General features: G+C 58.5%; 21 protein-coding genes and 3 pseudogenes. 17 read left to right on the top strand and 7 right to left on the bottom strand.

The features are described from left to right. Window positions 1–615 precede the first annotated feature (615 nt). Window positions 616–1,938 (top strand): MFS transporter, encoded by a 1,323-nt coding sequence (locus tag XH91_RS34825; protein ID WP_164934143.1) that lies wholly within the window; start codon window positions 616–618, stop codon window positions 1,936–1,938. Between the two features lie 228 nt (window positions 1,939–2,166). Here XH91_RS34825 and XH91_RS34820 read toward each other — a convergent pair whose 3' ends face one another. The 7 genes from XH91_RS34820 to XH91_RS34790 form a co-directional block, all read right to left on the bottom strand. Continuing rightward, entirely contained in the window at window positions 2,167–3,318 is a 1,152-nt protein-coding gene (locus tag XH91_RS34820) for a glycoside hydrolase family 88 protein (RefSeq protein ID WP_128929754.1), read from the bottom strand. A gap of 454 nt (window positions 3,319–3,772) precedes the next feature. Beyond that, the gene (locus tag XH91_RS34815; RefSeq protein WP_128929753.1) at window positions 3,773–5,005 is read right to left on the bottom strand and encodes an NAD(P)/FAD-dependent oxidoreductase; all 1,233 of its coding nucleotides are present in this window, start codon (window positions 5,003–5,005) and stop codon (window positions 3,773–3,775) included. Continuing rightward, window positions 5,002–5,877: a sugar phosphate isomerase/epimerase family protein gene (locus XH91_RS34810; RefSeq protein WP_128955097.1), complete on the bottom strand. Its 876-nt coding sequence runs from the start codon at window positions 5,875–5,877 to the stop codon at window positions 5,002–5,004. Before XH91_RS34810 ends, XH91_RS34815 begins: the two co-directional genes overlap by 4 nt. 17 nt (window positions 5,878–5,894) lie before the next feature. Next, entirely contained in the window at window positions 5,895–6,215 is a 321-nt protein-coding gene (locus tag XH91_RS34805) for a Rieske 2Fe-2S domain-containing protein (protein WP_128929751.1), read from the bottom strand. Between the two features lie 129 nt (window positions 6,216–6,344). Then, on the bottom strand, window positions 6,345–7,340 hold the full coding sequence (locus tag XH91_RS34800; protein ID WP_128929750.1) for a sterol desaturase family protein: 996 nt from the start codon (window positions 7,338–7,340) through the stop codon (window positions 6,345–6,347). Window positions 7,341–7,438: 98 nt separating this feature from the next. Continuing rightward, window positions 7,439–8,305 (bottom strand): 3-methyl-2-oxobutanoate hydroxymethyltransferase, encoded by an 867-nt coding sequence (locus tag XH91_RS34795; protein WP_232995600.1) that lies wholly within the window; start codon window positions 8,303–8,305, stop codon window positions 7,439–7,441. A gap of 25 nt (window positions 8,306–8,330) precedes the next feature. Further along, on the bottom strand, window positions 8,331–9,272 hold the full coding sequence (locus XH91_RS34790; protein WP_128929749.1) for a ribokinase: 942 nt from the start codon (window positions 9,270–9,272) through the stop codon (window positions 8,331–8,333). A gap of 215 nt (window positions 9,273–9,487) precedes the next feature. Between XH91_RS34790 and XH91_RS34785 the strand changes: the two genes are divergently transcribed. From XH91_RS34785 to tnpC, 16 genes and pseudogenes are all read left to right on the top strand, one after another. Further along, on the top strand, window positions 9,488–10,396 hold the full coding sequence (locus tag XH91_RS34785; protein ID WP_232995599.1) for an AraC family transcriptional regulator: 909 nt from the start codon (window positions 9,488–9,490) through the stop codon (window positions 10,394–10,396). Window positions 10,397–10,824: 428 nt separating this feature from the next. After that, window positions 10,825–11,202 (top strand): nuclear transport factor 2 family protein, encoded by a 378-nt coding sequence (locus tag XH91_RS34780; RefSeq protein ID WP_128929748.1) that lies wholly within the window; start codon window positions 10,825–10,827, stop codon window positions 11,200–11,202. Between the two features lie 442 nt (window positions 11,203–11,644). Then, window positions 11,645–13,159 (top strand): amidase, encoded by a 1,515-nt coding sequence (locus XH91_RS34775; protein WP_128929747.1) that lies wholly within the window; start codon window positions 11,645–11,647, stop codon window positions 13,157–13,159. Between the two features lie 33 nt (window positions 13,160–13,192). Further along, window positions 13,193–14,050, top strand: coding sequence for a branched-chain amino acid ABC transporter permease (locus XH91_RS34770; RefSeq protein ID WP_128929746.1), 858 nt, complete (start codon window positions 13,193–13,195; stop codon window positions 14,048–14,050). Between the two features lie 4 nt (window positions 14,051–14,054). Further along, window positions 14,055–15,275: a substrate-binding protein gene (locus XH91_RS34765; RefSeq protein WP_128929745.1), complete on the top strand. Its 1,221-nt coding sequence runs from the start codon at window positions 14,055–14,057 to the stop codon at window positions 15,273–15,275. A gap of 78 nt (window positions 15,276–15,353) precedes the next feature. Next, entirely contained in the window at window positions 15,354–16,391 is a 1,038-nt protein-coding gene (locus tag XH91_RS34760; RefSeq protein ID WP_128929744.1) for a branched-chain amino acid ABC transporter permease, read from the top strand. Then, entirely contained in the window at window positions 16,378–17,112 is a 735-nt protein-coding gene (locus XH91_RS34755) for an ABC transporter ATP-binding protein (protein ID WP_128929743.1), read from the top strand. Before XH91_RS34760 ends, XH91_RS34755 begins: the two co-directional genes overlap by 14 nt. Beyond that, a complete protein-coding gene (locus tag XH91_RS34750) occupies window positions 17,105–17,806 on the top strand; it encodes a branched-chain amino acid ABC transporter ATP-binding protein (protein WP_128929742.1) in 702 nt (233 codons plus the stop codon). The genes XH91_RS34755 and XH91_RS34750 overlap by 8 nt, the downstream gene beginning before the upstream one ends. Window positions 17,807–18,102: 296 nt before the next feature. Beyond that, window positions 18,103–18,504 (top strand): IS66-like element accessory protein TnpA, encoded by a 402-nt coding sequence (gene tnpA / locus XH91_RS34745; RefSeq protein WP_128929741.1) that lies wholly within the window; start codon window positions 18,103–18,105, stop codon window positions 18,502–18,504. Further along, window positions 18,501–18,674 (top strand): annotated as a pseudogene (gene tnpB, locus XH91_RS34740) (IS66 family insertion sequence element accessory protein TnpB); the annotation flags it as partial. The gene tnpA and the pseudogene tnpB (XH91_RS34740), both read left to right, overlap by 4 nt. A 606-nt stretch (window positions 18,675–19,280) precedes the next feature. Continuing rightward, window positions 19,281–20,507 carry a group II intron reverse transcriptase/maturase gene (ltrA, locus tag XH91_RS34735; protein ID WP_128929739.1) on the top strand — a complete coding sequence of 409 codons (1,227 nt, stop codon included), beginning with the start codon at window positions 19,281–19,283 and terminating at the stop codon, window positions 20,505–20,507. A 33-nt stretch (window positions 20,508–20,540) separates the two neighbouring features. Continuing rightward, on the top strand, window positions 20,541–20,735 hold the full coding sequence (tnpB, locus tag XH91_RS34730; protein ID WP_128929738.1) for an IS66 family insertion sequence element accessory protein TnpB: 195 nt from the start codon (window positions 20,541–20,543) through the stop codon (window positions 20,733–20,735). A gap of 45 nt (window positions 20,736–20,780) precedes the next feature. Further along, window positions 20,781–21,590: pseudogene (locus XH91_RS34725) on the top strand (IS66 family transposase); the annotation flags it as partial. A 202-nt stretch (window positions 21,591–21,792) separates the two neighbouring features. After that, window positions 21,793–21,927: a hypothetical protein gene (locus XH91_RS39935; protein WP_256436599.1), complete on the top strand. Its 135-nt coding sequence runs from the start codon at window positions 21,793–21,795 to the stop codon at window positions 21,925–21,927. A 214-nt stretch (window positions 21,928–22,141) separates the two neighbouring features. After that, window positions 22,142–23,395, top strand: a complete 1,254-nt coding sequence (gene ltrA, locus XH91_RS34720; RefSeq protein ID WP_128955096.1) for a group II intron reverse transcriptase/maturase — start codon at window positions 22,142–22,144, stop codon at window positions 23,393–23,395. A 79-nt stretch (window positions 23,396–23,474) separates the two neighbouring features. Beyond that, window positions 23,475–24,332 (top strand): annotated as a pseudogene (gene tnpC / locus XH91_RS34715) (IS66 family transposase); the annotation flags it as partial. Between the last annotated feature and the right edge of the window lie 124 nt (window positions 24,333–24,456).

Here is a 24,456-nt window from a genome sequence, read left to right as displayed (position 1 = left end):
AGATGCCGGCCGTCATGGGAGACGAAGCGGTGGAGGCGATTTACTGGTTTCATGGGAGGAGCGGCTGGGCTGGCGATATTGCAGTCCATGCCAAGCTTCTCGCCAGCCCGCGCCCTTTACAACCATCCCTCTCGCGCTCGCGCGAGCCCCTTTGTCTTTCCGCGCAAGTCCTTGTGATCCAAGCGGCGGCCCCGAGACGATCTCATCATTCACCTTTTCCAGGTCAGTTCGGCTTACGTAAGCAGATACTCGATCAGCTCGCATCGTTTGCGCGGAAAAGTAGGAAACGTTCGCCTCGCCAAGCCGAGCGGACGTCTCAGCGCGGAGGAGTTTGTCCGCCTGCCTTGAATCGAAAAACTTAAGCGTCCCGCAGAAGGGCGCATTGCTACAGGAGGGACCATGGAGTTGGGACATAAGCCCGCCCGCGGGCTGTTACACAGACGATTGGAATGAAGGAAGCCCGATCAGCTGCCTTCGATCGCGCCAGCGTCCATTTACGGGCGTGCCGCCAGAAATCTCAGCGCCTTGAGCAGGCCAACAAGCGACAGGCCGGCGCGCATTCGCGCTTGCCGCGCAAGGCTTAAGCAGTCTTACCCAATGAGCGGAAGCAGACCCATGCAAACAATGGCCCAACCTTCTATCGATTTCATTCAGCCCGAGAAGCAAGTTGCAACGAGATCAATGACTATTGGTCTGGGCGGAGGCGTCGCGCTGGAGTGGTATGACTGGCAAGTCTACGGCTTCATGGCGGCTTTTCTATCTCCCCACTTCTTCCCTTCAAATGACCCGGTCGTTTCGCTGCTGGGAGCATTTGCCGTATTTGGAGCCGGATTCATTGCGCGGCCTCTGGGAGCGGCTTTGCTTGGTCCTATCGCAGATCGCATCAGCCATAAACGCGTCATGATGATCGCTGTTACGGTCATGGCGCTATCTTCGTTCCTGATTGCGATCTTGCCGGCTCATAAGGACATCGGGACCCTTGCCACTGCAGCGCTGGTCATTCTTCGACTGATGCAAGGGCTTGCCACTGGCGCAGAGGCGGGCGTCGCCAATGCAATCGCCATCGAGTTGGCACCACCAGGTGAGGAGGGGCGGTATCTCGGCTTGATCAACGGTACATTCATCATGTTGGGTTCGATCGGAGCAAGCCTCGTCGCTTTTCTGGTGAGCGCGGCCGTCGCCCCCGAGGTCATGCGCGAGTGGGCTTGGCGAGTGCCGTTTGCGGTCGGAGGCCTGCTTGGCGTCCTCATCTTCTTCCTGCGCCAAGCAATCCCGGAAACATTGATCGCCCGCGCTATGCATCATGACGAGATGTCGCGCGTTCAGAAAACCACCGGCGGCGTTTGGAAGGCGCTCTGGAATGTGCGACTGTCGCTTCTGGCCGTGATTTTGGTGATCGGCTCGGTGCAGCTCGCCAACTACACGTACAACGTGGGCCTGCCCAACATCGCCAATGGTGTTTTCAAGGAAAACAGCACGTGGGTGTACGGCATCCTGACCCTCATGGGATTTTGCTGGATGGTCTTTTCACCTGCCATCGGTGCGTTTGCAGACAAGATAAAGCCCTCGCGCGCGTTCATCTTGATGCGCCTTCTGCTCATCCCAGCATTCTTCCTGACGCTGCTCTATTCACACCAAAGCCTTCTGACCTACGCCATGGTGATGCTGGTTGGCGGGGCCATGGTGGGCTGCAATATGGCTCTCTACAACTTCATAGCCACAACCTTGATGCCGCGCACAGTGAGAACGACAGGCGTCGCCCTTGGTTACGCAATCGGTGTGACAATTTTCGGCGGTACCACGCCCTACCTGCTGGTATGGTTGCAACGCGAGGACATGGCATGGATGTTCCCAATCTACGGGTCGCTCGTCGCTTTGCTCAGCGTGGTCGTATATCAGATCGCTAAAAAGCGCGGCTGCATCTATGTAGGCGAGTGATAACAGTCTTGTTAGGGCACTCCAGAGAGGTCCGGCCGATCGGCGGCTCCCCTCTGGAAAGGCAATGGTCTCAGTGGAACAGCGGCTGAACAAGAAACCCTTGATCTCTCCAGCCGTCAAATGCGCCCCTAGGTCCGTTCCAAGCCGCTTTAAGGATTTCGGCCGGGGTAACGCGAGAGTGACACAGAGAGCGCTCGCCGCTGGCCTTCGCCAGCAGCGAGTGCCATTTTAGATTTCTTCAGGCCGCAACCTGCCGGTTAGCAAATGAAGCGCCTCGAACAAGTAGTAGCTACCAAAGATCAATTCGGCATTACTGACGTAGTCCTCGGCTCTCGAATCCCCGCGCTTGTTGAAGCATCCTTCCACCAGCATGCCGGCTGGACGGCTATCGTTCTTATGAACCGGAGTGAGATATCGTTCGACCAGCGCCAAAGCGGTGCGTTCTCCGGCGCTACGGTATTGCCGCCGCTTACTGTCAGTCGGCGCAATCGAGCTCAATTTTAGAAGAGCCGATGCCATAAAAGCGGTCGCCGCAGTGTCCCGCTCGACGTTGGGCGCTTTAGGAGCGTCAAAATCCCAGTACGACACGCAATCATCTGGCACATGGGCGAGCCACCAGTCGGCCCCGTTCATGGCGGCTTGACGCCATCGCTCCTCTCCGCCGCCGGAAAAGTAGCTGATCGTCGAGCACACCACGCCCCACGCCTGTGCTCTTGCCCAAACGCTGTTCTCGCTGAAGCCCTTGTGTGTGTAGCGTCGGAGAACCTTGCCGGTCTCGGGATCGAGGGAGGAGGACTGGATGAAGGATCCGTCCTCACGCTGATGGACGGTCAGAACTTTATCCGTATGATTGGCAGCCACTTCGCGCATCGCGCGGTCGTCTAGAGTTCGAGCGGCCCAAAACAGCAGCAATGAGACGACCAAACTGTCGACGCTGCTTGCAGTGGCTCCCACGTCAGCGCCCTCCTCGGCATTCGCGCCAAGGGGCACAAGACCAAGGTGATGGTTGTAGCGTTGCTTCAGATCTCGTGCCGCCGCAAGGCCGAGCGTCCGCGCGCGGTGACTTCCGGTGAGCAGCGAACCCAGTCCGGCCCCGTAATAGAAGGTCGCAGCCTTGAACGCGGTATCGGCCGAGACGCGCGGTTCAAGACGCTCGCAACCTCGTTCTGCAAGATCTCTGAAGCGCTCGCCGCCGTTACTCCGCGAGGCAAGCCAAAGCATCCCCAGCCAATAGCCGCCGGTCCAGTCTCCGTTTGAAGTTGTCGTCCAGGTGCCGCTCTCCGGATCTGCCCAATGTGGATAGGCGTCGCCAACTTGTTGAGCTGTATTCTCGATCCGCCGCATCATACGTGCGATCGCTTCTTCCCAGTCTATGCTCATCAAAGCTCCTCGTGAAAATGCAGGATGGTTCCACCTGAAAGCGGGTTCTCACCATTGCTTCACTTGAGAGCTTCTCATGATTATTGCATTATATCAATCTGAAATTGGGATAGTGTATTTGCTCAACGAGGTAGGTCTTGCTACATTCAATCGGGCTCCCAGCGTGATGCCGCCAGGTCCCGAAAAGCAGCGCATGATGTTCAGCGCGGTATCAAAGTAGTCTGCGTTTGCTTGCAGGGATATTGGCGCACAGTGGAGCGCTGGCGCGCCGGCCCGAAGTTGATCTATCGATCGAGCCTTCTCAACGGTCGTCCTGGCTCGACAAACGCCGCATCCAGCCTCTGACGAGGGATTGCCGCTACGCCCAATGGGCGAGCATTCGGTAGCCCGCGTGGCGCATGTCCTTTTGCCAGGTGACTTGCTTGCCGGGTGACCTGCGCCGCGGCAGTAGTCACTAAAGAAGCTGCTTCAAGTTCAGCGCCGGATTAGCGAGCGCCTCTGCCTCGACCTTCAGTTCCCGCCTAATGATCGTCTCTGCAACTCGGATTTCCTTCGCAACGGCGCCGAGGCTTCCAAACCCACAAGCAGCCACGAGGCGCCCGCCGTCGACAAGGGAGAATAGAAGTTGGCCCCTCGGGCCTAGGCTTCTGACGACCGGGATTTCTCCGCCGCAGCAGAGGCCGACCATTTGCAAAGTCTCATCGTATTGGTCCGACCAGAACCAGGGGAGATCGTCATACGGACGATCCTCGCCCACCATATTCGCCGCCGCAATCACCCCTTGCCGCTGCGCGTTGCGCCAAGCTTCCAGCCTGATCCGCTTTCCGTAAAGGCGATGTGGAAAGGAACAGCAGTCCCCCGCTGCGAATACGCGCGGATCCGATGTGGCCAGCATTTCGTCAAGCGCGATGCCGTTGTCGACAGCGAGCCCCGCCGCTTGCGCCAGTTCGACGTTGGGGGTTGCACCGACCCCCACGATCACGAGATCGGCAAGATGTCTTTGGCCCCCGGCCAGTACCACGCAGGAGCGTCCTTCACAAAGCTCGATACGTTCAACGACTGCCGTTGTCTCGATCCGTACCCCAGAACGCTCGTGCTTGGCCCTGATCAGTTCAGCTATGCCAACTGGCACTGCCCGGGAAAGTATGCGCGATCCTGCTTCGAAGACGATGACCGAAGCGCCTCGCAAGATCGAGCTCGCAGCAACCTCGAGCCCGATAAAGCCGCCGCCGATCACAGCCATCTCGCAGCCTTGGCCGATTAACTCGCGAAGGCGTGTGGCATCCTCATACGACCTAAGCGTTGCGACCCTTGATCCCTCAGCAATTGGCACGTTCAGGTCACGCGGACGAGCGCCAGTGGCCAAGAGGAGGCGATGATAGCCTATCTTGGCCCCATTCGAGAGAATCACCATGCTGGCCGTGCGATCAATCGAGACCACCTCACAGCCGTGGCGATAATCGATCTTCAATTCGGAAAGCCGCTCTGACGTCACAATCGTCTTCGGCCCAGGCCTCGTCTCATCGACCAGAACTGCTTTGGAGAGAGGAGGGCGCTCATACGGGAGACTGCTTTCGTTGCCGATCAACACCACGCTCTCTTCCCAGCCGCGCTCGCGCAGCGCCAGGGCGGCTGCCGTGCCAGCTTCGCCGGCGCCAACAATGGCAATCGTCGAATGAGTACTCAAATGGCCACCCCTCTTGCAGGCAGAGCCTGCTCCTCACTGGCCACGCTATCGAAGAGGTCACGGACTAGGGACCTAAGAAGAAGAGCTTCCTCCCAACGATCCGTCGTGTCCTTGCCTTGCCGATCGGTGATCGCATAGGGCTGCGGGCCAAGTTCGCAGGTAAAACTAAGGCAGGCACCCGTGCCTGCGCGCTTTCGCCAGCTTCGGAACCCGTATTTCCACCACCCCAGGAACAGATCCAGCCATATCCTGTGCTGAGGAAACGTGATCTCAACCTGAATTTGCTCGCGAGATGCAACCCGTCCATGAAACGCCCAAGCGCGATCGAGCACCTGCCGCACCAGCGCTTCATCCTCGTCCGAGATGGGATACCAGAACTCCCGACCCAGCAGGATGTGCGACAAATCGGCAAGGATCCGCATCCCGGGCACCTCGTCCATCAGATCGAGAGTAAAGAGGAGATCCGTGGTCATCCTGTTGCGATGCGTTTCGAAGTAGATCGGCATGCCTGCCTCTTCCGCCACCCTGATCCAGCCATCCAGCAGCGGGATACAATCGCTGACCCTGCGCGGACGGATGTCTGGCTGGACGTTGAGATGCAGAACGTTGATCTGCTTGGCGAGGTCGATGGCAGACTTCAAGTGATCGATCGTCTGCGGGAAGCACATGCCCTCGACTGCAAGCCCGGAACCGTTCAAAGCGCGTGCGATCAGGTTGACGCGTCCTGGATCATTGCAGGACGTAGAGATCCCGTCGAACCCCGCTTGCTGTATCATCGCCAGGTTTTCATCGAGAGAACGTTCGAAACCGTCAGGCTGCCGCCGCTCCATGGCCCAGAGGGACTGCAAGACAAGTAAACGCTGTGAGGTCATCCGCAGCTCTCACCCGCTCAGACCTTGACCATAACAATGCCATTCTCGATTTTTACCTCGTAACTCTGCAAGTCGACGCATGCGGGCAGCGCACGCGACTCGCCCGTTCGATAGTCGAAGGTGCCGAAGTGTTTCGGGCATTCGATAATTCCGCCATCGACAATGCCATCCGCAAGATGGACCTTCTCGTGTGAGCAGTGGCCGTCCATCGCGAAGTAATCGCCCTCGGGCGAGCGAACAATCACAAACGTGCGGCCGCCGTGATCGAGGCGGCGAACCTCTTCAGGCCTCAAAGCGTCCGCAGCGCAGGCCGCCACCCATTCAGCTTGTTTAGTCATATCTAGTCCTCAATCTTCAACTGGCGGCGATCAATCGGCTGTGGCTCAGTCGCGCAGCGTGCGCCAGTACCGTTGCGGCGCAAGGGCTGCCTCAACGTGACAGGCCTTCGGAGCCTCCCCGCTTCGGCGCTAACCGCCGCGCACCCACTTCTTGGCCTTTATGCGCTTATACATTCTCTCGTCGGCCTCTGGAGAGCCGTCGTGAGCCGTGCCGAACCACTCGTCGAGCGGGATGCGGCGTTCACCGTAGTTCACCTCGAAATACTTGTGGTGCAGGTAATGGTAGAAGTTGTCGGTGCTGATCGCCTTCGCATCATCCACGACCACGCGGTCGAAACCGGTATGTGACTTTGCGGGGGACAGTCCCGCGTGCATCAGCTGAAACATTGCGTGCAGCGGATGGGACGGAAGAACGAAATGAATCAATACCCCTGAGAAGTAAGCGATGTGTTCCAGTGTCGACGCCGAGAGGCCGGACCACGGCCCCGGATTGACGTTCTTGTGGTGGACCTTGTGGATGAGATGGTACAGCGGCCCAATATGGATGAGGCGGTGAATGAGGTAAAAGTGCAGTTCGCGCCACGCCGGCATCACCAGCACGAGTGCAGCACAATATAGCGGATGCGCTGCGAAATCGACGTAAGGCAAGCGGTCGTTCGCGTACATCCACCAGGTGAGCGCCTCATATGCACTCCATACAGGCACGGCGCTGCACATGGTCCAGAATATGTTCTCGGCCGTCTGACTTCCGAACATGAAGGTCGGGTTGTGCGCATCCGGCCACTTTGCATTGTATTTAAACGCCGTCTGCTGACGCCGCTCGATATAAAGAATGAAATGGAAGGTGCCGTAGAGGAGGAGAGTCAAAGCGGTGTTACGAAGCAGAATGAGCAGTATCCAGTCGGCGTGGAGTTCTCGCATCGTATCGAGCGATGGAGTGAGATAAGTCCACGATACAAGAGAGATCAGGAAATAGACCGTATTCCAGGGCAGGAGATAGCCCGGTAACCAGCGCAGTATTTTCAGCGGTTGCACCGGCCAGACAAAAATCGGCGCACGTTCGGGCTTCTTCTTTGGTACCCAATTGCCCCGCTTATCGCGCGTGCCGTACAATGCTTCGTCCATATTGCACTCCATTGCCGCTTCAAGGCAGACAGCTCGTGTGTTAGATCCTTCGCCGGCTGATTGAGATCAGCTCTCGTCGCCGTCGCAAGAGCTTTAGATCAATCGCCAAAGCCCGAGTCTTTTAGTCTCGACACGAAGGCCGCATATTCATCGTCGGCGATGTCCGATATTTCCTGCGGGCCTGGAAAGCCATTTGCGGTGACGTCAGCACGGAATGCGCTGAGAGCTTTCACGCGCTCCTGTTTGATGCGCTCCTGCAGGGCCTGAAGATCTCCATAGACCCGAGCGTGCCGGGGCCGCCGGCCTTCGCCACCGCATATGTCCTCGGTGAATAGAAAGATCACGTCAGCATCCGGTCCGGAGCCGAGCGAGACGGTCACCAGTCCGATCCGCCGGCGAATTTCCGACATGACCCGGGCTGGGATGACCTCGCATTCCACCGCAAAAGCGCCGGCTTCTTCTAGACGTCGGAAGCGCTGGAAGAGTGCCAAGGCTTCCTCCGCATATTTGCCGAAGGCGCGAAGCCTTCCGAGCCAGGTCGATTTTCTGGGAACGAGGCCCAAGTGACCGACAACCGGAATATCCTCGGCCGCGAGCATTGAGACGGTCGCCATGCCGCGTGCGGTGATCACCGCATCGGCCCCGTCGCTTAGCGCCTTCAAGGCGGTACGAAGGATGTCGTCCTGTGTTACAGCATCGGCAAAGCCCAACGCGGCGGTGACGAAGAGGTGCTTTGAGCCCCTCCGTACGGCTTCCACGTTGCGGGCGCGGGTCACCAGCATTTCAATGCCGGCCTGCTCCGCGGCCGCTGCCTCCTCGGCGGTCTCGGCAGTGACCTGAGTGTAGCGCTTGCCCGACTTTCGGGAAGCGCGCAGGTCGGCCACCGTCACCGTGCGCTCGGCCTCGCGCGCCGCCCAATCGTAAATCCGCGGCATATCGTTCCAGTTCTCACTGTTCGCGCCCAAGGCGCATTGATTTCTTGTTGCTCTCTCATTCTGCAGCCGAGGCGCGCATTGTGCGATACATCTCGTCTGCTGCGGCGCGCCTCGCCATGCCGGGAATGACCCCTAGCTTTGTGCAGACCAGGGCACCGCAGCACACCCCGAAGCGCGCGGCCTCGATCACATCCCGCCCTTCCGCCAGAGCCACGGCGAAGCCGGAATTGAACGCGTCGCCAGCACCCGTCGTGTCCACTACGTCGACCACTGCAGCCGGAATGGTGGTATCGACCTTGTCGGTGACGATCAGTACACCACGGTCGCCAAGCGTCACGATCACGTTGGCGGCCCCGCGCTTGCGCAACAGATCGACCAGCTCGCGCGAGGGCCGCGGATCATCCGGGCGCAGACCGAGCAGGATGCGAAGTTCGCTTTCATTCGGCGTCAGGAAATCGACCAACGGGAAGATTTCATCCGGCAGCGGTGCGGCCGGCGCCGGATTGAGAATGGTTTTCTTACCGTATTTGCGACCGAGCTCCATCGCCCGCATAGCCACCTCGACCGGCGGCTCCAGGACCGCCATGACGAGGTCGCTCTCGCGAATGCGGCTCTCGGCGCGATCGACAAAAGCCGGATCCATGGCGTTTGTGGCGCCATAATCCATGATAATGAAGTTCTCGCCTCGCTCATTGAGGATGATGAAGCCAACCGCCGTCGGCTTCTCGGTGATCTGCTTGACATGCGCCGTATCGACGCCCTCGGCCTTGTACAGATCAATGCCAATATCTGCGAATTGGTCTTTGCCGATGATCGCAACCAGCGACGAGTCCGCCCCGAGCCGCGCAGTGGCAACAGCCTGATTCGAACCTTTTCCGCCCGGGCCCATATCGAAACTGCTGCCTAACATCGTGACCCCGAAGACCGGGATGTTCGGAGCGCGAATGGTCAGTCCTACGGCGAAGCTGCCGACGACGGTAATTCTCGGTTTACTCATCAATTCCTCCCCTGAAAGTGCCTGAGATCAAGGCGTGGCGTGGAATGCCTCCACCACGTCGCCACAAGGGCCCTGCGCGCGGTGGCGCAGTTTCGTGGGCCGTGAGCATCGGCACCGGTCCTCCCTGAGCTCCCTCAGCGATCTCTATGGATACAAAACGTGCATCCGGGAGCCTGATCACGAGCTCATTTGTTAGTCATTGACATCGAGCCTAGATGCAGAAAGCCCCAGCGGGAATGGACAAAGCACGCTTCAATTTATATAAAACGCGCATGGCCGGCTTGCCGCAGCGCACACTTTTTCCTGAGAGCCATCAGTACGTCCTCCCTGATGCTGCCTGGACCCGATGCGCCTTTACGGTACTTAGGGCGGGCAAGGCCATCACCGCACGTGATCATCACATCGCTCGAGACAATTATCCGGGCCAGGACATTCTATACTGCTCCGCTGGGCGCGGCTTTGTAGTCAGCGAAGGCAGGACATCGACTGTTGAGCGCGGTCAGTTGATCTGGATTGCCAACGAAACGTCGCATGCGCACTGGCCGGATGAAAATGATCCCTGGACTGTTCTGTGGGTGCGGATCGACGGGCCCGACTGTGCGGCCATTCGGCGAAAGGTGTTCGGCACCGGAGCAACGCTAGCAACGATATCAGTGCCGAACGAGATCGAACGGTGGTTCGCAAGACTATTTGATGTCTTGCGCGCCAGGGATGATAACGTCGATTTGGCACTTAACTGCCTCGTGGCGGAACTGCTTCACCTCATCGCAGCACCTTCCTCGAAGCACGGTGAATCCCGTCTCCCGGCCCCATTGCGAGCCATCATTTTAAAGATGCGGCAGTCCCCGGAGCGATCCTGGCACGCCGATGAACTCGCCTCGGTCACTGGCCTCAGCGCCGCACAGACGCGGCGGCTATTTCAAGGGCATCTGCAGATCAGCCCAAGGCGCTTGTTGATTCGAGAGCGGATCATGATGGCGCAAAAGCTGCTCTTGGAAAGTGACGCTGGGCTCGGCGCAATCGCCGAACGCTGCGGTTTTTGTGACGTCTATCACTTCAGCCGTGAATTTAAGCGCAGCACTGGCACCAGTCCCAGCACCTGGCGGCGAGCTGAGGGAAGATAAGCCGGTGTATCAGGGCTGCGTCGTATACGCGGCGATCAAGGGCTCGAAGCAGCGACTTCACGTCGCTGCCCCTGATCCTCTGCGAACACTTCTGAACTCGGTCCGTACTTGTTGAGTTCGCGCCAATTCTTTTGCGGCCCCATCACCAATTTGGTGTGGACCCGGACGGGGTGGCGAAGGTACTGCTGGCTCGCAATGAGAACATAATGACCGACAAGCTGCATAGAGGAGGCGAGCTTGCAAAAAACGTTGCGCTCCGCTGACAAGCAGCGACCTCAACAAGATCGTGGATGAGCGCGCAGTCGGAAGCATGAACGAACGGATCAAAAATGCAGTGCATATGCAAGAGGTTTCCTTATATCAGATGGTAAGGCCAACCCACTCTTATCGCTTCCGGTCGCCATTTCTCCGCTGAAGAGGCGTTCATCGTGAACAACGACAAAGTTGTGCTGGATGTGCGTGCCTTCTTGGAAGCTTGGGCGCGAGCGTTCAACTCTGGCAAGCCGGAGTATCTTGTTGCGTTATACGCAGATGATGCCTTGCTTCACGGTACGTCTAGTTCCACGCTCTACATCGGTGTCGCAGAAATACGCACCTACTTCCATGGCACCGCAAGGGTAAAATTTGACGTATGTCATTGCGTCAGCTTGGCGGCTGACATTGTTATGGCCGTCGGAAATTATGTCTTTTCTGAAACGCGGCATGATCTGCAAGTGGCGACACCCGCCCGATTTACGTTTGTGCTGCGCCGTCATGATGCCTCCTGGAAGATTTTACACCATCATTCATCTACCACCCCCCTTTAGGTGGATTAAGGTGGTGGCGAATGCGCGTACGATCGTGAGCTTGGCGCGCGGCAGTTCGCGCCAGTTAGGGGAAGCGCGTGATCGCCGAAATTGGCTGGTTGTTACTTTGAAATGCTTAGGCCTCTGATGTAATCCGCTGCATTGTCAGATCCGTGCCATATTTCAACTCTAAGGTGACGAGACCGGTTCACTTGTCGCCTTACCAGCCCGTCAAAAAGACCTAAGGGCTCAAAGACAAGCCGGCGAGGCAGGACAGATCGGCGAAACGCCTGCACTGGCAGACGCATTCAGCGTCGTTTTACCCAATATTACCCAACTTGCGTTGCGCACCTTCTGGGGCCGAGCGCCCTGCTGCGCTTTACCTACGGCTAATCTGATAAGCGGCCACGACAGAAGAACGCCGCGTGTCCCAATGACGGGATCAACCTTTCAGGAGAGCCGCGTGTCAGTTTCCCTTCCGACTCCCACCCAGCTTCTCGAAGTTGCCAAGCAGTGTGGTCTTTCGTTGACCGACGAAGATGTCGCCTCGTTCCGCGGTTTGATGCGGGGCTCGCTGGACGCATACAATCTCGTTGCCGCGATGCCCGACGAGTTGCCCGTGGTCAAATATCCGCGGACGCCCGGCTATCGGCCATCGCCAGACGAAAACACTCGCAATGCTTGGTACCGCAAAACCAACATCAAAGGCGCCGGCAGCGGAAAACTGAAAGGCAAGACCGTTGCCTTGAAGGACAACATTATGTTGGCCGGAGTGCCTATGATGAATGGCTCGGCCACCCTCGAAGGCTACGTACCCGATTTTGACGCCACCATCGTTACACGCATGCTTGATGCTGGCGCCGAAATTGTGGGCAAGGTTCACTGCGAAGCCTTCTGTCTCTCTGGCGGCAGCCACACCAACGCGACTGGCCCGGTCCACAATCCACACAAGATGGGCTATTCGGCCGGCGGTTCTTCCTCCGGAAGCGGGGTTGTGGTCGCACTACGCGAGGTCGACATTGCGATCGGCGGCGATCAGGGCGGTTCGATCCGAATGCCATCCTCATTCTGCGGCACGTACGGTATGAAGCCGACTTGGGGTCTCGTTCCCTATACAGGAATAATGCCGATTGAGATCTTTATCGACCACACCGGGCCGATTACGGCAACGGTGGCCGACAACGCCCTGCTACTCGAGGTGATCGCCGGCGACGACGGCTACGATTCGCGCATCAAGGCTCCGAAGGTGGATGAATACACCAAGGCCTTGGGTGCGGGCATCAAAGGGATGAAGATTGGTATCCTCAAGGAGGGCTTCGAGCAGCCGTCCGCAGAAGCTGCCGTGAACGAAAGCGTGCGTGAGGCCGCAAAGCGCTTCAAAGATCTCGGCGCGACCGTAGAGATCGTCTCGATTCCGATGCACCTTCTAGGCGCGGCGATCTGGACCCCCATCGGAACTGAGGGGGCTGTCCAGACCATGATGTTCGGTGACGGCTATGGTCTCAGCCGAGGCGATCTTTATCCAACCTCCCTGATGGATTTCCATCGCGGGTGGCGGCAGAAGGCGGACTCATTGTCCGAGACTAACAAGCTGTTTATGTTGTGGGGGACCTATATCAACAACACCTTCGGGTCCAGGTTTTACGGCAAGGCGCTCAACATCTCCCGCCGCCTCGCTACGGCATATGACAAAGCTCTCGAGAGCTATGATCTCCTCCTCATGCCGACGACGCCGATGAAGGCAACCCCGCTGCCGCCATCCAATGCCAGTCGCGAGGACTACTTCACGCGCGCGATTGAGATGTTCACCAACACCGCGCCATTCGACATTACGCATCATCCAGCTATGTCGCTGCCCTGCGGAATGGTCGACGGCCTGCCAGTGGGCCTAATGCTGGTCGGTCGCCACTTCGAGGAATCCACCATCTACCGCGCCGCCCATGCCTTCGAACAGATAGGCGACTGGAAGAAGATGTGAGGCCGAGACGATAGTGCGACTGGATCGCGGCATATGACTAGTGCATTCATGGCGGCATTCGAGATCCTGAGCTTCGGTGCGATTATCGTGTTGATCGTGCTTGGGCTAGGAATCATCGCGAGCATGATGGGCATCTTCAACTTTGCCCAGGGTGAGTTCGTCCTGCTCGGCGCTTATATTACTTATCTCGCCTATAGTCATGGTCTCCCGGTTTGGCTCGGTATGGCGGCGGCACCGATCTTAGTCGGATTGCTGGGTTTCGTACTCGAAGCGCTCATCATCCGCCGCTTCTATGCCGCACCGATCGTTGCAATGCTCGGCACCTATGCGCTCGGTCTTATCATCCGGGAGTCTGTGCGGGGCCTAATTGGCGGGTTTTATCTGACGGTTCCGGAGCCTATCGGTGGATCCATAGATATCGCCACGATACACATCTCAGCTTGGCGCTTTACGATTCTCGTGATCACGGCTTTGGTGATGGGGGGCTGCTTTCTGCTCCTGTCCCGCACAAGCTTCGGCTTGCGCGTTCGGGCGACCCTGGAAAATCCGGCGCTAGCGCGCGCCTCCGGGGTTTCGACGAATTTCATCTATGGCACCACCTTTGCCTTCGGCGCAGCTTTGGCCGGGCTCGCCGGGGCGCTTATCGTGCCGGTGTTCGATCTGTTTGCAGATCTCGGAATTCGCTTTCTGATCCAGGGATTTGTCGCCGTCATGCTTGGCGGTGTCGGCTCCTTTATGGGCCCAGTGGCAGGAGCCGGTATCATCGGCGCTCTCAGCGCGGCGCTGCCCTGGGTTATCCCTCCGGTCCTCGCCGATGTGCTCGTCTTCTTGCTTGCCATTGTTTTCATCAAGTGTCGGCCGCAAGGCCTCATCGCGCAAGGGGGAGTGTAGTCATATGGCTGTTGATCGACTCAATTTCACACGCCGTCGTTTCCTTTCGAACTTTGCCTTCACGGCCGGTGCAATCGCCACAGGAGCGAGTAGCTGGGTGATCCGTCCCGACTGGGCCAATGCGGCCGAAGGTCCCATCAAGGTCGGCATCGCGATCGATCTGACCGGCCCGATCGGCTTTGCCGGAAAGGCGGATGCCAACGTCGCCAAAATGGTCATCAAGGAGATCAACAATTCAGGTGGTCTTTTGGGCCGGCCGATCGAGCTGTACATCGAAGACACCGCCTCCAATGAATCGGTCGCTGTAGGCAACGTGCGCAAGCTGATCCAGCGGGACAAGGTGGACATGGTCCTAGGCGGCCTCGCGAGCTCAATGCGCAATGCGATCAAGGATGTGATCGTTTCTCGGGGCAAGACGCTCTATATCTATCCGCAATTTTATGAAGGGGGGGAATGCACGCCATACCTGTTCTGCAGCGGCGCCACACCGGCGCAGCAATGCGACACATTTATCCCGTGGCTGATCAAGAACGGCGGCAAGAGATTTGCCCTTCCAGGTTCCAACTACATTTGGCCGCGTAACCTGAATGCATATGCTCGCAAGTTAATCGAAGCCAATGGCGGCGAGGTCGTGTTCGAGGAGTATTATCCTTTAGACCAAGTGGATTTCTCCGCCACTGTCCACGCGATCATGTCCAACAAGGCCGACACCGTCTTTAACACCGTTATTCCACCCGGCGTCGGTCCTTTGTTCAAACAGCTCTATGAAGCGGGCTATCTGAAGAACGGCGGACGGCTTGCTGCCGTCAACGAGGACGAGAATTATCTCAGCCTCCATCCGGTCAATGAGATGGAAGGGCTTGCGAGTTGTCTCGATTATTACAAAGCCGTCGCCAAAGATGACCCGGTCTCCGCCAGAATTCAGGCTGCCTATGATAAGGACTATCCAGGCGATTCTCTATTTGCCGCGAGCAGTGCCGCTCCCAGTACATATCGCGGGCTGAAACTTTGGGAAGCTGCCGTCAAAGAGGCCGGAAAGGTCGATCGCGAGTCGGTTGCTGCGACGCTCGATCACGCAAAGATCGCGGAGGGTCCGGGCGGCCCCGCCGAGATGGTGCCGGGCAAGCGGCACTGTAAGATGAACATGTACACGGCCGTGTGCAAGAGCGGGGTTTTTCAAGTCGTGCAACGCAGCAATGGGCTTGTCGATCCCGGGCAATGTTGACGAATCACTGTGAAAGCGACAAGCGCGGTAGAGAGGCCATCGGTGCCCACGCTAGAAGTGAATTGTGCGACGGCTGACATGGCTGAAATCGCCTTTGCAGGACAGGTCAGTCGTGCACGACGTGTCCTGCTCATCATCGAAGGACTAGTGCTGATTGGAGCACTAGTCCTTCCGGTGATGCTTCACGACTATCTTACGGTGTTTGCCACTCGCGTTGTGATCCTGGCGCTCTTCGCTCTCTCGTTCGATCTGGTCTGGGGCTATGCCGGAATCATGAGCTTTGGGCAGGCCCTCTTCTTCGGCTCCGCAGGCTACGGCGTTGCGCTGCTTGCGCGCGACCTCGATATCACCTCAATCCTTTTGGTACTGCCGGCGGGCACGCTGATTGGCCTCGTATTCGCGCTGCTACTTGGTGGGTTCCTCCTACTCGGACGGCATCCGGCCAGCATGATCTTCGTTTCGCTCGGTACGCTCACCGGTGCCTATGCGGCGGATCGCCTCGCGCGTGGCTGGTACTATCTCGGCGGCCAGAACGGCATTCCCTCGATTCCGCCGATGACGCTCGGCTCCTACGAATTATCGGAAGGGTCGAACTTTTACTATCTGGCACTAGGGCTTCTTGTCATCGTCTACGTTGCATGCCGTTTCCTGGTGCGCTCGCAGTTCGGTCTTGCACTCGCAGGCCTCCGCGAGAACGAGCAACGCATTGCCTTTTTCGGCTACCGGACACAGCATCTAAAAGCCATAGTGTTCGCGATCGGTGGCGCCATCGCAGGCCTGAGCGGCAGCCTCTATGCCTTCCACGAGGGTTTTGTGTGGCCCAATATGATTGGCGTTGTCGTCTCCACGCAAGTCGTGCTCTACGTTCTGTTCGGCGGTTCCGGCACGCTGATCGGTGCGGTGATCGGTACGGCGATTGTCGAAGGTCTCTCCTTCTGGCTGTCGGACAATTACCGCGATATCTGGCCGATCATCCTGGGCGTGCTCCTGCTCCTGGTAATCCTTTTTCGGCCGCTTGGGCTTATCAGCCTGGTGTTGACGGAGCGCGAGCGGGTAGGCAGTTTCGCCGCCAAAGCGCAAGACAAGAAGAGGGCGCAGCATCATGCCGCTTCTTGAAGCTGCAGGCATTCGAAAGATCTTCGGCAAGCTCACGGCAGTCGACGGTGCGGCGCTCACCGTCCGCGAGAACGAGTTCCACGGGTTGATCGGGCCGAACGGCTCGGGGAAAAGCACGCTGATGAAGTGCATCGCGGGGGCGGAGGTACCGACGCAAGGCAAAGTCCGATTCATCAACACTGATATTACCACATTCACCCCCACCGAGCGCGCGCGCGCTGGCATGAGCCTGAAGTTCCAAATCACATCGGTTCTGCCATCCCTCACCCTCTACGACAACATCCTCCTTGCCCTGCAGGGGCACTGCTCTCTTTTTGATCTTGTGTTCTCGCGCAGCCGCAGACAGCTGCACGACCAGGTCATGATGATGCTCACCCAGTTTCGTCTTGCCGATCGTGCGTTCGATGCAGCAGCAGCGCTATCCCATGGCCAGCAGCAATGGCTGGAGATTGCGATGGCGCTCGCGGGAAAACCCCGGCTCCTGCTGCTGGACGAGCCTACCGGAGGCATGAGCCTGGAGGAGCGTCGCGTCACTGGCGAACTGTTGCGACCAATAAAGGAGCACTGCTCCCTCGTTATCGTCGAGCACGATCTCGATTTCATCCGCGACATTTGCGACCGCCTCACCGTCCTCGACCAGGGCCGTGTGCTGGCGACAGGAAGCGTCGCTGAGATCCAGGCTGACAAAAGTGTCCAGGAGATCTATTTGCGCCGTGCTTGAACAACGCTTTCTCGACATAAGACATCTCGACGCCGGTTATGGTCGCAGCCAGGTGCTGTTTGACCTGAGCCTCGACATTCCGTGGCGTGGTGGTACCGCCGTGCTTGGGCGCAACGGTGCAGGCAAGACCACGCTTATGAAAGCTATCGTTGGCGAGCTACCAAGCTGGAGAGGCGAGGTAGTCTTCGATGGCCACGATTTCAATCGGCTCCAGACCGAGCAACGCGTGCGCGCCGGCATCGGCTATGTGCCGCAAGAGCACTCAGTGTTCTCACGCCTTTCAGTGCGGGATAATCTTGCAATGGGCTCCCTCTTCAACACCGACGCTTCGGCGATCGATCGGGTCCTGGCGATCTTTCCCAAGCTCGGCCACCGCCTGGACCAGGCGGCTGGTACGCTTTCTGGTGGCGAGCGTAAGATGTTAGCGATCGGGCGCGCCCTCCTGGGGAACCCAAAGCTGCTGCTGCTGGATGAGCCGACCGAGGGCGTCTGGATCGGCGTCATCGAAGAGATTACCGAACGTCTCATTGAACTCGCCAAGGAAATCGCGGTCATCATCGTCGAACAGCACCTCGATCTCGCGTTGCGCGTGGCGAGCAAGGCCTATGTCCTTGATCGCGGCCGTATCGCACTACAAGGCGCTGCAGCCGATATCCGCACGAATCCGGAACTTCTGCGCTACCTCGCGCCTTAAGTGGCGCGTTCCAGATTGCTTTGACGGCCGACGCTAATCGTAGACCGGTTCGGCTGACTTCTCCCTAGATTTGAGCGGCTGTTTGGAAAACTCCAGCAGCGGAGTTTGCTGACTTGACCTCAGCAACTTGACGCGCCCGCTACGGGCTCACAGGCGCGCTGGGCCCCATTCTGCGTTCGAAGCGAGCCGACATTCTCGTCCACTTGAAAGTACGCCTCCGACGAGGACCGTCTTGCGTGACGGGTGGTAATTCGCGAAGCGTGTGACCTTAAGTCTAGCTTTAAGGTCATCAGGCGATGCGGGTCGAAGTTTTGGGCGGGCTTGAGCGGCGGCGGCGTTGGTCGCAGGACGACAAGGCACGGATTGTCGAGGAGACGCTAGTACCGGGCGCGAAGGTAACTGAAGTCGCGCGGCGCAACGGAGTAGCGGCCAGCCTGGTGTTTACCTGGCGTCGACAAGCACGGACATCGGAACAAGTTGCACCATCTTTTACGCCGGTGCAGATCGCCGCCGTAGCGGCCTCGGCTGAAGAAACTGCGAAGCTTTTGCCTACGGTTGATGGCCGAGTTCGCTCGGCGGCAGCCGCACGTACTGGATTGATAGAGATCGATCTCGGCAACCGACGGTGCATCCGGGTGGATGCGCACGTCGATCCGGAGGCGCTGGCGCGGGTCCTCGATGTGCTTGGACGCCGATGATTGCTGTACCAGGGAATGTGCGAGTGTGGCTGGCGACAGGCTACACGGATATGCGCAGAGGCTTCCTGTCGCTGGCCCTCCAAGTTCAGGAGGTGCTGCGCAAAGAACCGCTCAGCGGTCATTTGTTCGTCTTCCGCGGTCGCCGCAGCGATCTTGTGAAGGTGATCTGGCACGGTGTGCTGCAGAGCATGAAGGAGGTGAATAACCGAATTTGATGCGTACAGCTTTATGAGAGATGGAGGACGGCCCTCCTGCATCGGCGTTCCAGGCGCAGGTGCAAAACCACGACACTGTGGCTTCGTTTAAAAGGCGCGGTCATCAGCAAGTGTTGCAAAAGTCCCGGGTTTACGGGGCAGGTAAGTATCCAGAAGGCGAGCGAAAGCAAATCTTCCGATGACGCGTCGAAAATTACTAAGGCGTCGCCAAAATCAGGGGCGCGTGCCATCCCTGAGATCAATCCGTGAGACGCCTGGATTACTGCGCGGATGGCGACCGGCGTTTAGGGGACGCGATCTGGATACAGGCTCTTGTAGAGAACTGCAGGAACCAGTCGTTGTGATGCCAAGGGAGAAGTTCAAGCGGCACACACCGCGAGACGAGAGTACCGAAGCACAACACTGGGGCGGATCGGCTCGTAGTAGTGATGAAGGTGCTGTAATGGAACTGGAGCGAAGGGGCCGAAACAAGTGGGTTGCGCCCATATGCAACTGTGATGAGCAGGAGGACATGTGAGTGTAACCGGACGTAAGCAGTACGATATCGACAAGCAGACAGTGATGAAGGCCTACAAACTGGTCAAAGCCAATGCGGGCGCGGCCGGCGTGGATAAGGTATCGCTCGAAGCTTTTGAGAAGGACTTCAAGGGCAACCTTTACAAGGTCTGGAATCGAATGTCTTCTGGCAGCTACTTTCCACCTGCCGTTCGGGCTGTCCCCATTCCCAAGAAGAACGGCGGACAACGCATTCTAGGCGTGCCGACAGTAGCAGATCGCGTGGCGCAGACGGTCGTCAAGCTTCAGATTGAACAAGTACTCGAGAAAATCTTCCTTCCCGATTCCTACGGCTACCGGCCCGGAAAAGCCGCGCTGGACGCCGTCGGCATCACCCGGCAACGGTGCTGGAAGATGGACTGGGTGCTGGAGTTCGACATCAAAGGCCTGTTCGACAATATCAGCCACCAGTTGCTTATGAAAGCCGTCAGGAAGCATGTGCAAGACGAATGGGCTCTGCTCTACATCGAACGCTGGCTAACAGCGCCGATGCAAGGCAAAGACGGAGCGATCACCGCTCGCGACCGGGGTACACCCCAAGGCGGCGTGATCAGTCCCGTCCTTGCCAATTTGTTCTTGCATTATGCGTTCGATATATGGATGGCGCGAAACTTCCCGCAGTCACCGTGGTGTCGATACGCGGACGACGGGCTCGTACATTGCCGAACCAAGGCTGAAGCGGAAGCCATCAAGGCGGCGCTGCAGGCGAGGTTCAGGGAATGCGAACTCGAAATGCATCCCGACAAGACCAAGATCGTCTACTGCAAAGATAGCAATCGCCCGGGTAGCCATGCCAGTCAGTCATTTGACTTTCTGGGATTTACCTTTCGACCGCGCAGGGCAAGAAACCATCAGAAGAAAGAAAACTTCTGTACGTTCTCGCCAGCGGTCAGCAGGGCGGCAATGAAGTCTATGCGGATGACGATCCGGCAGCTCCGGCTCAGGCTTCGCTCGCAGACGGAAATCGACGCAATCGCCTTGGAACTGAACCCCGTCCTTCGTGGATGGATGCAGTACTACGGCAGATATGGGCGGTCAGAAATGCATAACCTGTATCGATACGTCGACGAATCTCTAAACCGCTGGGCGCGACGCAAATACAAAGGGCTGAAGAATGGAAAAGTCAGGGCCTCCACCAGGCTCAGGCTGATCCGCTGCCGTAGGCCGAAGCTGTTCGCTCATTGGACGATGTTAGGTTCTGCTTCGTTACTTGTTGAGAGCCGTATGACGTGAGAGCGTCACGTACGGTTCGGAGAGCGGCTCCGGGTGCAACTCCCGGGGCCGACTCACCATGGCCAGGGAGCATGCCTGTTCACTAAGAGACTTGAGAGAGGAAGGTTCGTCTGGCCATCGGTTGCGGGCGAAGCGGTGACGATCTCATCGGCTCAGATGAGCTACCTGTTGTCCGGAATCGATTGGCGCAACCCTCAAGAAACTCATCGTCCGACGCGTGTCGGATAGCCGTTTTTGGTTTGAATCTGCGGCTTGATCTGATTCAATGGCTTCATGACATCGAAGCCGGACGATCTTCCGTCGGATCTCGCGAGCGCCTACCTTGCGCTGCTGGCCGAGCGCGAGGCGTTGCAGGCTGAACGCGATGTGGCAGTCGCGGATGCCGCCAACGCGCGGGCGGAGCTGTCGGACAGCGAGGTGCTGATCGCTCATCTTGAGCTACGGATCGAGAAGCTCAAACGCGAACTGCACGGGCTGCGCTCCGAGCGCACGGCGCGGCTACTCGAGCAGTTGGAATTGGAGCTCGAAGAACTCGCCACCACGGCGACCGAGAATGAGCTGGCTGCGCAGGCTGCCGCCGCAAAAACCCAGAGCGTAAGCGCCTTCACGCGTAAGCGGCCGGTGCGCAAGCCGTGGCCGGACGACATCGAACGTGAGCGCGTCGTTATCGAGGCTCCAACGACCTGCGCCTGCTGCGGTGGATCGCGCCTTGCGAAGCTAGGCGAGGATGTGACCAAGACGCTGGAGGAGATTCCGCGTCGCTTTAAGGTCATCGAGACGGTACGCGAGAAGTTCACCTGCCGTGATTGCGAGAAGATAAGCCAGCCGCCGGCACCGTTCCATGCCACGCCGCGCGGCTTCATCGGTCCGCAATTGCTGGCGACAATGCTGTTCGACAAGTTCGGCATGCATATCCCGCTCAATCGCCAGAGCGTGCGCTTCAAGGCTGAGCGGATCGACCTGCCGCTGTCGACGCTGGCCGACCAGGTCGGCCACGGAACCTTCGCCGTCATGCCGTTGTTCCAGCTGATTGAGCGCCATGTCCTCGCCGCCGAGCGGCTGCACGGCGATGACAGTGTTCTGCAGAAGCACACAGAAAGGATGATCAAAATGATCTGAAAATCTGTGCGCGCAAGCTGTGGCAGCGATGAGGGTAGGCCCCTCGGGATCGACTTTCAGGAGTAGGTCTCAAATCACTTCAAGCGGCTTCGCTTAAGAGGCGCGGTCGTGAGCGTTGAAGCTAACGGTCGGGGGAGACCCGAACGGATACGCGTCCGAGAGACGAATGAAAATGAACCCGCCGATGAACCGTCGTAACGTGGAAATCGTCGTCAAAACCAGAGGTGTGTCGTCCCTCTGGGATGAGCCCGCCGGGAGCCTGATGACCGGGCGGGCGGCGACCGGCGTTGAGGGGGCGTGAATCGGATGCAGGCGCTGCCGCGGAACTGCAGGAACCAGTCGCTCCGATGGAAAGGGAGAAGCACAAGCGGAGAAGACCGCGAGGCGAGATTACCGACGCGGAGCACTGGGACGGACCGATCCGTATTAGCGACGAAGGCTCGTAATGGGGCCGGAGCGAAGGGATCGGATCAGGTGGGCTGGCCATCGTCGCAACTGGCAACAGGAGGACGTCGATGAACCAGCCGAGCAAGCCGTTCAACATCGACAAGAGAGAGGTGTACGAAGCATATCTGCAGGTGCGATCCAATGGTGGCGCAGCCGGTGTCGACGGAGTGACGATTGAGCAGTTCGAGTCCGACTTGAAGGGAAATCTCTACAAGATTTGGAATCGAATGAGTTCAGGCGCTTACTTCCCGCCGCCTGTTCGGGCTGTCTCCATTCCAAAGAAGAGTGGAGGCCAGAGGATCCTCGGGGTGCCCACCGTGGCGGACCGCGTGGCACAGACAGTTGTTAAACAACTGATTGAGCCGGCTCTTGACGCAATCTTTCTGGCGGATTCCTATGGCTACAGACCCGGAAAATCGGCTCTCGATGCCGTAGGCGTCACGCGACAGCGGTGCTGGAAGTATGATTGGTTTCTAGAGTTCGACATCAAAGGATTGTTCGACAATATCGACCACGAGTTGTTGCTACGGGCCGTCCGGAAACATGTGACGTGCGCATGGGCGCTGCTCTACATCGAACGATGGCTGACAGCGCCGATGGTGCAAGAGGATGGAACGATAATCGAGCGAAGCCGCGGCACCCCACAAGGGGGCGTGGTGAGCCCGATCCTCGCCAACCTCTTCATGCACTATGCATTTGATCTCTGGATGGCGCGGACGTTCCCCGATCTCAGGTGGTGTCGGTATGCGGATGACGGGTTGGTACATTATCGGAATGAGATGGAGGCGCAAAGCGTTCGCGAAGCGCTCCAGGCTCGGCTGGCGGAGTGCCATCTGGAATTGCATCCTACGAAGACGAGGATCGTCTACTGCAAGGATGATCGACGCCGAGGTAAAAGCGAGACGGTCATGTTTGACTTTCTCGGTTATTGCTTCCGGCCACGATCGGTCCTGGGGCCGCATTCGCAGAAGATGTTCTGTGGGTTCACCCCGGCGGTCAGCAAACCAGCGCTGAACGCCATGCGGGCGAAGGTCCGAGGCTTGAAACTTCGCAGGCGAGCCGAGGTGACGCTGGACGATATTGCTCGCGAGCTAAACCCGATGGTTAGGGGGTGGATCGCTTATTATGGGCAATACACCCGCTCAGCGCTTTATCCGCTGGCGCGCTACATCAACCAGACGTTAGGTATTTGGTTGAAGCGAAAGTACAAGCGCTTCCATCACCGTTTAGGACGCGCGCGTCTCTTCCTGGAGAAGATCGCGCGTGAGAACCGCAGGCTCTTTGTGCATTGGCAACTCGGCGATGGCGGCAAGATTGCCTGATGGGAGCCGGGTGAGGCGAGAGTCTCACGCCCGGTTCTGCGAGAGGCTGGAGGTGAAATCCCTCCGGCCTACTCACCCCACCATCCGGATCCTGGCGAAGGGCAAATGCACGACCGGCCGGATCTGGACGTATGTGCGGGATGACCGGCCGTTCGCCGGGCCTGCGCCGCCGGCGGCGGTCTATTATGCCTCGGGCAACCGACGGGGCGAACATCCTCAGAGGCATCTGGCCGCCTTCGCCGGCATTCTGCAGGCGGATTGCTATGGCGGCTTCGAGCCGTTGTTCGATCCAAAAAGGAAAGCAATGCCGATCACGCCGGCATTTTGCCTGGCCCATGCGCGGCGGGGATTCTTCGAGCTGGCTGACATCGAGAAAGCCGCCCGGGAAGGCAAGGGCAAACCGGTCTCCCCGATCGCGCTGGAGGCGGTCAGGCGTCTTGACGCCCTGTTCGAGATCGAGCGCGCCATCAACGGCCGTGGTGCCGACGAGCGGCGTGCTGTGCGCCAGGAGCGGAGCAAGCCGCTGCTCGACGACATGCACGCCTGGCTGCTCCGCGAGCGAGAAAGCCTCTCCCGCTCCGCCGAGGTCCTGAAGCCCATGAACTACATGCTCAAGCGCTGGGACGACTTCGTCCGCTTCCTCGACGATGGCAGGATCTGCTTGACCAACAATTGCGCTGAGCGTGCATTGAGAGGCATTGCCTTGGGAAGGCGCAACTGGACCTTCGCTGGCAGCCAACGTGGCGCCGACCGTGCCGCTATCATGCTGACGATGATCACGACCTGTCGCCTCAACGACGTCGATCCCAAGGCTTGGCTCGCCGACGTCCTCGCCCGGATCGCCGATCTTCCCACCTCGCGTCTGCGCGAACTGCTGCCCTGGGAATGGAAGCTCCTGCACCAAGCCGGCAAGTCCGCCGATCAGCAAGCCGCCTGACCTTCACGCAACGCCATCGTAGAACTCGCCGTGCTCGCGCGCATGCGTCAATCAGGCGGCCTTCGTCGTATGCGTACACTTGAAAAGCCCGCGCGCACGTAGCTCGAACTTCGGGAGGAGGCTA

The sequence above is a fragment of the Bradyrhizobium guangzhouense genome (assembly GCF_004114955.1).
Taxonomy (GTDB): domain Bacteria; phylum Pseudomonadota; class Alphaproteobacteria; order Rhizobiales; family Xanthobacteraceae; genus Bradyrhizobium; species Bradyrhizobium guangzhouense.
Note: the sequence above shows the minus strand (reverse complement) of the source record. Positions and strands in the feature narration are given on the sequence as shown.